Here is an 11,975-nt window from a genome sequence, read left to right as displayed (position 1 = left end):
GGCGTCATCGACGCGGGCACGCCGGTGCTCACTCAGGGGCGTCCGCCAGTGCACGACACGTGGGTGTGTCGTATCCGGTGTAGTCGGCCACGTGTCCCTCGAACAGGACCGTCCCACCGTGTCGGCCGGGCCCGGGGCCGAGGTCGATCAGCCAGTCAGCGCGGCGGATGACATCGAGGTTGTGCTCGATGACCACCACATCGTTCCCCAACTCGACGAGCCTGTCGAGAACGTGCAGCAAGGCGTCGATGTCGCCCATGTGCAGCCCGGTGGTCGGTTCGTCGAGGACATAGGTGGTGGTCTGTTCCACCTCCCGCAGTTCCTTGGCGATCTTGACTCGTTGGCATTCTCCTCCCGAGAGCGTGCTCAACGACTGCCCCAGGCGCAGATAGCCCAGGCCGACCGCCGCGAGCTGTTCCATCGCACGGGCGATGCCCTTGTCGGGCAACCGGGCAACGGCCTGCTCGACGGTCAGATCGTCCACGTCCGCGATGGACAGCCCGTCGACTGTGTGCGCGAGGACCTCGGGTGTGAATCGACGTCCGTGGCATGTCTCGCACACGACTTCCTGGCCCTCCATGAACGCGAGATCGGTGTAGGTCACGCCGGTGCCCTTGCAGTCTGGGCACCCGCCGTCGGAGTTGGCACTGAACAGACTCGCGGGCACATCGTTGCGGCGCGCGAACAGTCTCCGGATCGCGGGTGCAATGCCGGTGTAGGTGATCGGGGTGGAACGCCGGTTGGTGCTCACAGGCTTCTGGTCGATCACGATTGCCTCGTGTTGGTCGACGAGTTCCGTAGCAAGACTGGACTTCCCGGATCCCGCAACGCCGGTGAGCACGGTCATCACGCCTCTGGGGATCTGCACGGTGAGATGCTGCAGATTGTTGCGTCGTGCGTCGGCGACGGTGAGGGACCCGGTCGCGGGCCGTGGTGCACGCTCGGGCAGTGCTCGTCGACGCAAGGCATGTCCGGTCGGAGTGTCGGCGCGGCGCAGGTCGTCGAATGTCCCTTGGAACACGAGTCGGCCACCGGCCGCGCCGGCGCCCGGACCGATCTCGATCACCTCGTCCGCCCGGGCCATCACCGCGGGATCGTGTTCGACGACCAGCACGCTGTTACCACTGCTGCAGAGGTGTTCGAGCAGTTCGACCATCGACTCGACATCGCTCGGGTGCAGCCCCACCGTCGGTTCGTCGACCACGTAGGTCATCTCGGTCAGGCTCGATCCGAGGTGTCGGACCGTCTTGATGCGCTGGGATTCGCCGCCGGACAGGCTCGTGGTCGGGCGGGCGAGCGTCAGGTACCCGAGTCCGATCTTCACCATGGCGTCGAGCCGTTCTGTCAGCGCGGTGGCCACCGGCGCGACGTGGGCGGAATCGATGGTGCGGACGAGGTCGAGGAGTTCGGCGACCTCGAGACGGGACATCTCGCCGGGGGTGCGGCCGAGCAAGACCGCGGTGCGGGCGGCCTTGTTCAGCCGGTCGCCGTCGCATTCGGGACAGGTCTGCGATCTCGTGAAGCGGCGGATGGTGTCCTGTTTGCGTTCGGACAGATTGTCGGAGGTGTGCAGGTAGATGCGTTCGAATCGCGGGACGACGCCCTCGTACTCCTTCGGCGTCCTGCGACCCAGCTTCGCCCCGGCCTCACCGCCGTACAAGAGTGCGTTGCGTTCGGCCTCGCTCCACTGCCGGAGCGGGGTTCGAGCGTCGAACGTGCCGATATCGGCGTACAACGAGTACCAGTACCCGCCGTGGCCGAAGCCCGGGAGCACGATGCCGCCGTCGGCGAGCGACTTGTCGAGGTCCAGGAAGCGTTCGACCGCACTGGCGACGACTTCCCCCAGTCCCGAGCAGGTGGGGCACATTCCCGCGGGGTCGTTGAACGAGAAGCAATTCGATTCGCCCACGTGCGGTGTCCCGATGCGTGAGTACAGCAATCGCAGGTAGGTCCAGGTATCGGTGATAGTGCCGACGGTCGAACGGGCGTTTCCGCCGATCCTGCGCTGATCGATGACGATGACAGGGGTCAGACCCGCGATGTGTTCGGCGTCGGGCCGGCTCCATTTCGGCAGTCGGTTCCTGGTGAACGGCGGGAACGTCTCGCCCAGCTGGTGCCCCGCCTCGGCGGCGATCGTGTCGAACACCAGCGACGATTTGCCCGAGCCGGACACCCCGACGACGACGACCAGCCGGTGCCGCGGGATGTCGAGGTCGAGGTCGGCCAGGTTGTTGGTGTGTGCCCGGCGGACGGTGATGTGTCGCGTTGGTGCCATAGGTCGACGGTACGACCGGATGCGGCCGGATCCTGACCGCATTTTCGGGAAGAATCGGGACATGGCCGATGTGACGGAACGGATGCTCGCGCTGCTGTCTCTCCTGCAGACCGGTCGCGCGATCGGCGGCGACGAACTCGCACGCCGGCTCGAAGTCAGTCCGCGGACGGTGCGGCGCGACGTCGACCGTCTTCGCGGGTACGGGTACCCGGTCGAGACACAGCCCGGTCCCGGCGGTTTCTACCGACTCGCCGCCGGGCGAACGATGCCACCGCTCGTTCTCGACGACGACGAGGCCGTCGCCACACTGCTGGCACTCGCCGCACTCGCCGCTGTGGGGCCCGCGGAAGGTGGCATCGTCGATGCCGCGCCAAACGGCATCGACGATGCCGCGACCCGCGCGTACGGCAAACTCGACCAGTTCCTTCCCACTCGACTCCGCCCGCTGCTCACCGCGATCCGTGCCGGACTGGAGACCAGCCCCCAGCAGGCACCGACGGTGACCGCACAGCACCTGAGCACCATCGCCGAGGCCATCACGCACCGGGAGACGATCACCTTCCGCTATGTCGACGCAGCGGGGAACACCACCGAGCGACGCGTCGACCCGTACCGTCAGATCCACCATCTCCTGCGCTGGTATCTGATGGGCTGGGACACCCGGCGCAAGGACTGGCGCGTCTTCCGGGTCGACCGCGTGCACGAACCGGTCCGTACCGGACACCGCTACCCGGTACGGGATCTGCCGGCCGACTCGGCGTCGGAATACCTTCGCCGGAACCTCCGCCGTGGCAAGGAACCGGTGGATCTGCTGGTCGACGCGCCGGTCGAGCACGTCGTCGACGCACTGAAGTTCCAGGAAGCCCGGATCCGCTCGGCGAACGACGATCGCACCGCTGTAGGCCTCGATGTTGACTCGTGGCAATGGCTCGTCCTCATTCTCGCCTTCGTCGATGCCGACTTCAGGATCGATGGCAGCGAGGCACTTCTACGCTCCTGCCGGCTGTTCGCGCAGCGATTGTCGGCCGCAACGGACGATTCCGGCACCGCCCCGGCCTCGCGGCCCGATAAGCTCGGCGGATGGCACCACTGAACCCTGATCTCGCAGGTCGGGTCTTCCCACCGACGAACTATCTCGTCGGCCGCGAGAAGATCCGTGAATTCGCCCGCGCCGTGCGCTCGACGAACCCGCTCCATCACGACGTCGAGGCATCCCGCGCCGCCGGGTTCGCCGATGTGGTCGCACCACCGACCTTCAGCACCGTGGTGCTGGGTCCGGCCGTGACCCAGCTGATGGAGTCCCCCGGCACCGGCATCGAGCTGCACCGGGTAGTCCACGGTTCGGAGAAGATCGAATACCGTCGGCCCATCGTCGCAGGCGACGACCTGTCGACCACGTTGACCATCGTCGACGTGTCCGAGCGCGCGGGCAATTCGTTCCTCTCGACGATCTGCGACGTCTGCGACGAGACCGGCGCGCTGGTCGCGACGGTGACCTCGAGCTTCCTGCATCGAGGTGACGCATGAGCCTTCCCGCCGGCCGCACGTTCGGCGACCTCGAGGTCGGTGCCGTCGTTGCCAAGGCCGAACCGAAGATCACCCGCGACGACCTGGTGCGCTATGCGGGCGCGTCGGTCGATCTGAATCCGATCCACTACAACGACGTCACCGCCGCCGAGGTCGGCCTCCCCGGGGTGCTCGCGCACGGGATGCTCACCGCAGCCCTGGCACTGCAGGTCGTGGTGGACTGGATCGGCGATCCCACTGCGGTGATCTCGTACGAGACACGGTTCACGCGACCTGTGGTCGTCGACCCGGTCGACGGCGCGACCCTGTCGATCTCCGCCAAGGTCGCCCGACTCGACCCCGATGGACACACGGCGCGGATCGACATCACGGTGAGCTACGAGGGCCGCACCGTCCTCGGAAAAACCCAGGCCCAGGTCAGGTTTCGGCCCTGACCCACGCCTCGGTCCCGGTTCACCGCGTGAGCGGGGTTCTGGCCGTGAGACCGGACAGGATCTCCGGCAACGGTGCGCGGTGCAGGACACCGAGACGCTGGGTGGCACGGGTCAGCGCAACATACAACTCCGCTGCCCCGCGCGGTCCCTCGGCGAGGATCCGTTCGGGTTCGACGACGAGGACCGCGTCGAATTCGAGGCCCTTGGTCTCTGAGGGCAGTACCGCGCCGGGGACGTCCGGCGGGCCGATCACGATGCTCGTCCCTTCCATGAGGGCTTCGTCCCTGACGAATTCTTCTACAGCGAGCCGTGATTCGTCCCGGCTCACGAACCTGGACCAGGGCGCCGAACCCGAGGCGCGGACCGATTCCGGCGGTGCGATGCCGGGTGCGAACTCGGCGAGCACACTCGCGGCGACGGCCATGATCTCGGCGGGTGTCCGGTAGTTCACGGTCAACGATCGGTACACCCACCGTCCGGGGACGTACGGCTCGAGCATCTCGCCCCACGACGTCGCTCCCGCCGCCGATCGACGCTGAGCAAGATCACCTACGATTGTGAAGGATCGTCCCGGACAACGGCGCATCAGCACTCTCCAGTCCATCTCGGACAGTTCCTGAGCTTCGTCGACGACGACGTGCCGATAGGTCCATTCCCGATCCGCTGCAGCGCGTTCGGCGAGGTCGCGGGTGTCGCGCTCGGTGAAGCGCCCCGCCAGATCGGAGCCGTAGAGCATATCCTGCGCGAACAGGTGGTCCTCGTCGTCCATGTGGTCTTCACGGTTCACCAGGACGTCCAGCACTCCCGCTGCGTAGTCGGCCTCGGCCGCGAGTTCGCGTTCAGCGGTGTCGTCGACGGGGCCGGTGCGTCCGAGGAGGTCGACGAGTTCGTCGAGCAGCGGCACGTCGGAGACCGTCCACGCGTGGCCGTCCGCGCGCCACAGCGCCCGATCGGCACCGGCTCCTCGCAGCCGCGCCTCCGACGTGTAGAGCTGCGCCAACAACTCCTCCGGCGTCATGATCGGCCAGAGTTCGTCCAACGCGGCCGTAAACCGTTCGTGCTCTTCGAGTTCGGAGATCAGCTCCGAGCGCATGTCCTCCCATGCCTGCTTGTCGGACCGATCCAGCCATCCGCGGCCGATCCGTGCGATGGCCCGTTCGGTGAGCACCCACGTGACGATGTCCGCGAAAACCACACGGGCCTCGTTGTGCGGCAAGCCGCTCGCCCGCGCTTCGGCGATCGCCCATTCGGCGGTCTCGGCGTCGATCCGTACCGTGACATCGGTCAACTCGATCATGATCGGGTCGTGCGGTTGCCGTTGCCTGTCGGCGATCGCTGCGGCGAGCACGTCGAGAATTGTCGACGATCCCTTGAGCCGCGCCACGTCCGGCGCGTCCTCTGCGGTGACGTGCAGTCCGGGAACCAGGCCTCCTGTGGTCGTGAACACCACGTCGGTCTCGCCGAGCGACGGCAGCACGCGCCCGATGTGCCGCAGGAACTCCGAGTTGGGTCCGACGACGAGCACGCCGTGGCGTTCCATCCGTTCACGCTGGGTGTAGAGCAGGTAGGCCACACGGTGCAGCGCCACCACCGTCTTGCCTGTACCTGGCCCTCCCTCGATCACGAGCACGCCCGGGTGGTCGAGTCGGATGATCTCATCCTGTTCGGCCTGGATCGTCGCCACGATGTCGCGCATGCCGTCGCCGCGCGGCGCGGTGACCGCGGCAAGCAGCGCCGAGTCTCCGGTGTCGTCGTCCGACGGACGCCCGAGTGGTTCGTCGGTGAAATCGACGATCTCCCGTGCACGGGTGTGGAACTGGCGGCGTCGACGCATGCCCTCGGGATTCGCCGCGGTTGCGCCGTAGAACGGTCGCGCAGCCGGCGCCCGCCAGTCGAGCAGCCGCGACTCGTAGTCGTTCGCCTCGTCGAGGAGCCCGATCCTTCCGATGTACGAGCGCTCACCCGACGCTGCGTCCAGCCGTCCGAAGCACAGTCCGGCGTCTGCCACGTCCAATCGTGCGATCGCCCGGGCCTGCGAACGCACCTCGACGTCGCGTTCCATGGGCGACTGCCCGTGCTCGTGTAGCGCCGCCTCGTACCGTGCCTTCGCCACGGCCCGTTCCGAATCGAGCTGCGCGTGGAGCCGTGCCACGTAGCGCTGTTCGGACTGCAGTTCCTTCTCGTGGTCCTGCTGTTCCCGTCGACGCTGCTGTTCCTGTCGGCTCTGTCGTGTCGTGTGAGTCTCGTCGAACGTCATGAAAATTTCCGCCCCTCTCCCGGCCGGGCACAACCGTGACGTGCACGGATCCGGCCAGGAGGATGATTCTGAGGGATACCCGGGGTCTTGCCGCAAGCCCCCGGGTGGGATATATATTGAAGAGGCAAGGACGTAGCAGTGGGAATTGCCCAGTGCCCGTCCTATTTTTTCTCCGGCCCGAACGCTTTCCGCGTCATCCGCTTCGACACGATCCCCATCACGGTAATCGCGCCGATCACTCCGCCGAGAGCCACGATCAGACCGAGCACCGGTTCCGGCTTCAGCACCACGATGACGAGGGTGGCAACGAGCAGCACCGCCGCGGCGGCACCGAGCGCCGACATCGCAAGTTTGCCGATCGACAGGTCGCCGGTCGGCTCATCGGGCCGGGTGCCCTCGTCGGGGGTGCTCACAAGGAGCCCACCCAGTTCCGCAACAGGACGGCACCGGCGTCACCGGACTTCTCGGGGTGGAACTGCGTCGCCGAGAGCGGACCGTTCTCGACTGCGGCGAGGAACCTGCTGCCGTGCTCGGCCCAGGTCAGTCGCGGTGGGGCGATCCGTTCGGGTTCGGGCAGTTCCCAGGTCTGCGCCGCGTAGGTGTGGACGAAGTAGAAACGTGTGTCGTCGTCCATTCCGGCGAACAGGACCGAGTCCTTCGCCGCCTCCACGGTGTTCCAGCCCATGTGGGGCAGGACGGGCGCGTCGAGGCGGTCGACGGTGCCGGGCCACTCGCCGCAGCCTTCGGTCTCGATTCCGTGTTCGACGCCCTTCTCGAACAGGATCTGCATGCCGACGCAGATGCCGAGCACCGGGCGCCCTCCGGCGAGTCGGGTACCGATGATCTTCTCGCCGCCCACACCGCGTAGGCCTCGCATGCATGCGTCGAATGCGCCGACACCGGGGACGACGAGGCCGTCCGCAGCGAGCGCGACCTCGGGGTCGGAGGTGACCTCGACCTGTGCGCCGGTGCGGGCCAGCGCCCGGGTCGCGGAGTGGAGATTTCCCGAGCCGTAGTCGAGGACGGCCACCGTGGTTGCGCTCATGTTGTCGATTCTATGTGGAGGGACGGGGACGTTCGGACGGGCCGGCGAGCCGCGCGAGCAATGGAAGTGTGGGGACCAGCAGCGCGGCGACCGCGAAGGCCGCCGGGTATCCGGATGCGGCGGCCACTGCGCCGAGTGCGAAGGATCCGGCGCCGGTGCCGGCGTCGAAGCCGATGTTCCATGCGGCACTCGCGGATCCGATGTGCTCGGATCCGGCGCGCCGGAACGCGACGAGCAGTGCCTCGTTCTGCACGATGCCGAAGCCGAGCCCGAAGCACACCGAGGCTCCGATCAGGGCACCCGCGCCGGCTCGGCCGTCGGCGACGAGAGCGAACGGCACCATCGCCACCGCGGCGAGACCGAGGCCGACGGGCAGCATCCTGCCCGCACCGAAGCGGTCGGCGAGGGCACCCGCCCCGAAACGTCCGACGAGCGTGGACGCGCTGAGCACGGCCAGCGCGGTCGGGACGGGGAGATCGGCGACCGCAATACGCAGGAGCGAAGTCAGTCCACCGTAGGCAATGGCTCCCGCTCCGACCGCCACCATGGGGAACAGCAGCACCCGCAGCGGGATGCGGCCGCTCGGCGCGGCAGCGCGCTTCGGTGTCTGCGGCAGCCGGAACGCCGCGACGAGAGCAGCCGAAGTGACGATCGCGCCGAGGATGAACACCGGTGTGGTAGAGAAGCGTTCGGCGATCGCCAGCCCGGCGGGCAGGCCGATCATCTGGGACGCGGCGATCCCGACGCCGAGCGCGCCCGTCGCCCGGCCCAGCAGGCGTGGAGGTGCGAGTTCGCCCACGAGTGCGGACGCAGCGACGGTGATCATGCCGAATCCGATCCCACGCACCGCGGAGATCCCGAGGACGGCGGCCGGAGCCACCGACAGGAGGAACAGCAACGACGGCGGACCGAGCAGCAGGCAGCCGGCGATGAGCGTGGCACGGTGACCGTACGTCCGCATCAGTCGAGGCATGGCGATCTGAGTGAGAACCGTGGTGAGCATGAACACCGCCGTCACCGACCCGGCGAGCGTGTCGGATCCGCCGGCTTCGGCGATGGCCCAGGGTACGACGGGCAGCAGCAGCGAGAATCCGCCGAACGCTGCAGCGGCCAGCACCCATGCCGCGGGGAGCCCGCGCACTCTGAGCAGTGCCGGACTGTCCTGTGTCACGTCAGATCAACCTGAGCACACCCGCGAACACGGCGAGCACCGTGATCGCAAGGAGAACTCCCGCGAACAGCAGATTCCGGGACTTCCACATCGACCAGGTGCCGCCGGCCGTGATCCCCGCAACGATGAAACAGGCGTAGGTGAGGAGAACATCCATTGCTTACAGACTGCCCTTGGTCGACGGCACACCGGTCACGCGTGGGTCCGGTTCGACGGCCTCACGCAGTGCGCGTGCGACAGCCTTGAACTCGGCCTCGGTGATGTGATGCGGATCGCGGCCGTAGAGCACGCGCACGTGTAGTGCGATGCGCGCATGGAATGCGAAGGATTCGAACACGTGCCGGTTGATGACGGTCGAGTAGGGCACGCCCGGGTAGCCGCCGATCACCGAATGCACCATGTAGTCGGGTTCGCCGGTGAACACGCAGTACGGTCGTCCGGAGACGTCGACGGACGCGTGCGCAAGGGTCTCGTCCATCGGAATGAAGCAGTCGCCGAATCGGCGTATGCCCCGCTTGTCGCCGAGCGCCTCGTTGAACGCCTGCCCCAGGACGATCGCCGTGTCCTCGACGGTGTGGTGCGCTTCGATCTCGACGTCGCCCTGGGCGTGCACGGTCAGGTCGAACGAGCCATGCTGACCGAGCGCGGTGAGCATGTGGTCGTAGAACGGAATTCCCGTCGCGATATCGGTGCGTCCGCTGCCGTCGAGGTTCACCTCGACGGTGATGCTCGATTCTTTCGTGGTGCGTTCGACCTTGGCGATGCGGTCGCTCATCAGGTTGCCTCGATTTCGGTTGCGGCGAGTATCTCACTGACCCGCAGAAGTTCGTCGTTCTCGTGTGCGAGTCCGATCGTGGTGCGCAAGTACCCCGGGATGCCGACGTCCCGGATCAGGACGCCGTGGTCGAGGTACCGCTGCCATGTGGCGGCGGCGTCTGCGAAGCGCCCGAACAGGATGAAGTTGGAGTCCGACGGGATCACTTCGTATCCGAACCGGGACAGTTCGGCGGCGACGCGGTCGCGTTGCGCGGCGAGTTCGGCAACCGAGCCGAGCGTGGCGTCGGCGTGCCGCAGTGCTGCGCGGGCGGCGGCCTGCGTGATCACCGACAGGTGGTACGGCAGACGAACCAACAGCAGCGCATCGATCACCGCCGGGGCCGCGGCGAGGTAGCCGAGCCGACCACCGGCGAATGCAAAGGCCTTGCTCATGGTGCGGGAAACGATGATCTTCGCCGGGTACTCGTCGATCAGCGCCAGCGCACTCGGCACAGCAGAGAACTCGGCGTATGCCTCGTCGACGATCACGATGCCCGGAGCGGCGTCGAGGATCGGGCGCAGCTCGTCGAGCGGGATGCTGTGGCCCGTCGGATTGTTGGGGCTCGTGACGAACACGACGTCGGGCTGCCGGTCGCGGATCGCGGCGACGGAGGCTTCGATGTCGAGGGTGAAGTCGTCGCGCCGGTAGGTGGGCCACCACTCGGTCTGTGTTCCGTCGGCGATGATCGGGTGCATCGAGTACGAGGGCACGAAACCCATTGCGCTGCGGTCTGGTCCGCCGAATGCCTGCAGAATCTGCTGCAACACCTCATTGGATCCGTTTGCCGCCCAGACATTCTCGAGCCCAACCGCGACACCGGTCTGCCGAGTCAGGTACGCGGCGAGATCGGTGCGCAGGGCGACGGCGTCGCGGTCGGGATAGCGGTGCAGTTGTGTCGCTGCCTCACGAACCGATTCTGCGACGTCATCGACGAGTGCTTTCGTCGGCGGGTGCGGATTCTCGTTCGTGTTGAGCTGGACCGGCACCGTCAGTTGCGGAGCGCCGTAGGGCGATTTACCTCGCAGGTTCTCGCGCAGCGGCAGATCGTCGAGTGTGATTGCGCCGCCCGGGATCGCCGCGCTCACTTGAGAGCCTCGAAACGCAGTCGCACGGCTTCGCCGTGTGCGGGCAGATCCTCGGCGTTCGCGAGGGTGATCACGTGGCCGGACACATCCTTCAGCGCTGCCTCGTTGTACTCGACGACGTGGATTCCTCGCAGGAACGTCTGCACGCTGAGCCCGGACTGGTGCCGCGCGCAGCCCGCGGTGGGGAGTACGTGATTCGAGCCGGCGCAGTAGTCGCCGAGTGAGACCGGAGCCCACGGACCGACGAAGATCGCTCCGGCCGCCCGAACCCGTGCGGCGACGTCCGACGCGTTCTCCGTCTGGATCTCGAGGTGTTCGGCCGCGTAGGCGTTGACCACGTTCAGGCCCTGAGCGATGTCGTCGACCAGCACGGTGCCGGACTGGCTTCCGGACAGTGCGGTGGCGACGCGTTCGCGGTGTTTGGTGAGTTCGAGCTGTGCGGCGAGCGCGATGTCGACAGCGTCGGCGAGTTCGGGGCTCGTGGTCACGAGGACGGACGCGGCCATGACGTCGTGTTCGGCCTGGCTGATCATGTCGGCTGCGACGTGCACGGCGTCGGCCGTGTGGTCGGCGAGGATCGCGATCTCGGTGGGGCCCGCCTCGGCATCGATGCCGACCACGGAGCGGCACAGCCGCTTGGCGGCGGTGACGTAGATGTTGCCGGGGCCGGTGATCATGTCGACGGGCGCGAGTTCGCCGCCGTCGGTGTCGGTGCCGCCGTAGGACAGCAGCGCGATGCCCTGACCGCCGCCGACCGCCCACACCTCGTCGACGCCGAGCAGTGCGGCGGCCGCGAGGATGGTCGGGTGCGGCAGGCCGCCGAAGTCCTTCTGCGGCGGCGAGGCGATCACGAGCGACTCGACGCCCGCGGCCTGCGCCGGGACGACGTTCATGACGACGGAGGACGGGTAGACGGCGTTCCCGCCCGGGACGTACAGTCCTACCCGGTCGACCGGCACCCAGCGTTCGGTGACGGTGCCGCCGGACACCACCTCGGTCACGGTGTCGGTGCGTCGCTGGTCGGCGTGCACCTTGCGGGTGCGTTCGATGGCGACCTCGAGGGCTGCGCGTACGGCGGGGTCGATCTCGGCGAGGGCTCGTTCGAGTTCGGCGGCCGGGACTCGAACGCTGCCGGGACGGACGCCGTCGAACTTCTCGCAGTAGTCGAGCGCGGCCTCGGCACCGCGGTCGCGGATGTCGTCGACGACGGGACGAACGTGATGCAGCACCGCGTCCACGTCCACTCCGCCGCGGGGCAGTGCGCCCCTCAGCTCCGCAGTGGTGGGAGTACGACCGCGCAGGTCGGTGCGGGCAAGCATGAGTTGTCCTCTCTCGCTGATCAGGGAACGCTCCCCATTATCCGC

12 protein-coding genes are annotated in these 11,975 nt (G+C 67.4%); 3 read left to right on the top strand and 9 right to left on the bottom strand.

The features are described 5' to 3' along the window. Positions 1–28 precede the first annotated feature (28 nt). Entirely contained in the window at positions 29–2,275 is a 2,247-nt protein-coding gene (locus EV641_RS21770; protein WP_132474478.1) for an ATP-binding cassette domain-containing protein, read from the bottom strand. 61 nt (positions 2,276–2,336) lie between these two features. Between EV641_RS21770 and EV641_RS21765 the strand changes: the two genes are divergently transcribed. The 3 genes from EV641_RS21765 to EV641_RS21755 are packed head-to-tail and all read left to right on the top strand — an operon-like array spanning position 2,337 to position 4,236. Continuing rightward, positions 2,337–3,368: a WYL domain-containing protein gene (locus tag EV641_RS21765; RefSeq protein ID WP_132474476.1), complete on the top strand. Its 1,032-nt coding sequence runs from the start codon at positions 2,337–2,339 to the stop codon at positions 3,366–3,368. Then, the gene (locus EV641_RS21760) at positions 3,356–3,802 is read left to right on the top strand and encodes a MaoC family dehydratase N-terminal domain-containing protein (protein ID WP_132474474.1); all 447 of its coding nucleotides are present in this window, start codon (positions 3,356–3,358) and stop codon (positions 3,800–3,802) included. Before EV641_RS21765 ends, EV641_RS21760 begins: the two co-directional genes overlap by 13 nt. Continuing rightward, positions 3,799–4,236: a MaoC/PaaZ C-terminal domain-containing protein gene (locus EV641_RS21755; RefSeq protein WP_132474472.1), complete on the top strand. Its 438-nt coding sequence runs from the start codon at positions 3,799–3,801 to the stop codon at positions 4,234–4,236. Before EV641_RS21760 ends, EV641_RS21755 begins: the two co-directional genes overlap by 4 nt. A gap of 19 nt (positions 4,237–4,255) precedes the next feature. Here EV641_RS21755 and helR read toward each other — a convergent pair whose 3' ends face one another. From helR to hisD, 8 genes are all read right to left on the bottom strand, one after another. Then, a complete protein-coding gene (gene helR, locus EV641_RS21750) occupies positions 4,256–6,493 on the bottom strand; it encodes an RNA polymerase recycling motor ATPase HelR (RefSeq protein ID WP_199233351.1) in 2,238 nt (745 codons plus the stop codon). 161 nt (positions 6,494–6,654) lie between these two features. Next, complete coding sequence (locus EV641_RS21745) at positions 6,655–6,837, bottom strand: hypothetical protein (protein ID WP_054718703.1); 183 nt, start codon at positions 6,835–6,837, stop codon at positions 6,655–6,657. A gap of 65 nt (positions 6,838–6,902) precedes the next feature. Next, complete coding sequence (gene hisH, locus EV641_RS21740; RefSeq protein ID WP_132474470.1) at positions 6,903–7,538, bottom strand: imidazole glycerol phosphate synthase subunit HisH; 636 nt, start codon at positions 7,536–7,538, stop codon at positions 6,903–6,905. Between the two features lie 10 nt (positions 7,539–7,548). Continuing rightward, the gene (locus EV641_RS21735; protein ID WP_132474620.1) at positions 7,549–8,679 is read right to left on the bottom strand and encodes an MFS transporter; all 1,131 of its coding nucleotides are present in this window, start codon (positions 8,677–8,679) and stop codon (positions 7,549–7,551) included. Positions 8,680–8,710: 31 nt separating this feature from the next. Continuing rightward, positions 8,711–8,866, bottom strand: coding sequence for a hypothetical protein (locus EV641_RS29535; RefSeq protein ID WP_199233350.1), 156 nt, complete (start codon positions 8,864–8,866; stop codon positions 8,711–8,713). A gap of 3 nt (positions 8,867–8,869) precedes the next feature. Next, the gene (gene hisB / locus EV641_RS21730; protein ID WP_054720692.1) at positions 8,870–9,484 is read right to left on the bottom strand and encodes an imidazoleglycerol-phosphate dehydratase HisB; all 615 of its coding nucleotides are present in this window, start codon (positions 9,482–9,484) and stop codon (positions 8,870–8,872) included. Further along, positions 9,484–10,611: a histidinol-phosphate transaminase gene (locus tag EV641_RS21725; RefSeq protein ID WP_132474468.1), complete on the bottom strand. Its 1,128-nt coding sequence runs from the start codon at positions 10,609–10,611 to the stop codon at positions 9,484–9,486. Before EV641_RS21725 ends, hisB begins: the two co-directional genes overlap by 1 nt. Beyond that, positions 10,608–11,930 (bottom strand): histidinol dehydrogenase, encoded by a 1,323-nt coding sequence (gene hisD, locus EV641_RS21720; RefSeq protein WP_132474466.1) that lies wholly within the window; start codon positions 11,928–11,930, stop codon positions 10,608–10,610. Before hisD ends, EV641_RS21725 begins: the two co-directional genes overlap by 4 nt. Positions 11,931–11,975 lie beyond the last annotated feature (45 nt).

The sequence above is a fragment of the Rhodococcus sp. SMB37 genome (assembly GCF_004345605.1).
Taxonomy (GTDB): domain Bacteria; phylum Actinomycetota; class Actinomycetes; order Mycobacteriales; family Mycobacteriaceae; genus Rhodococcus.
Note: the sequence above shows the minus strand (reverse complement) of the source record. Positions and strands in the feature narration are given on the sequence as shown.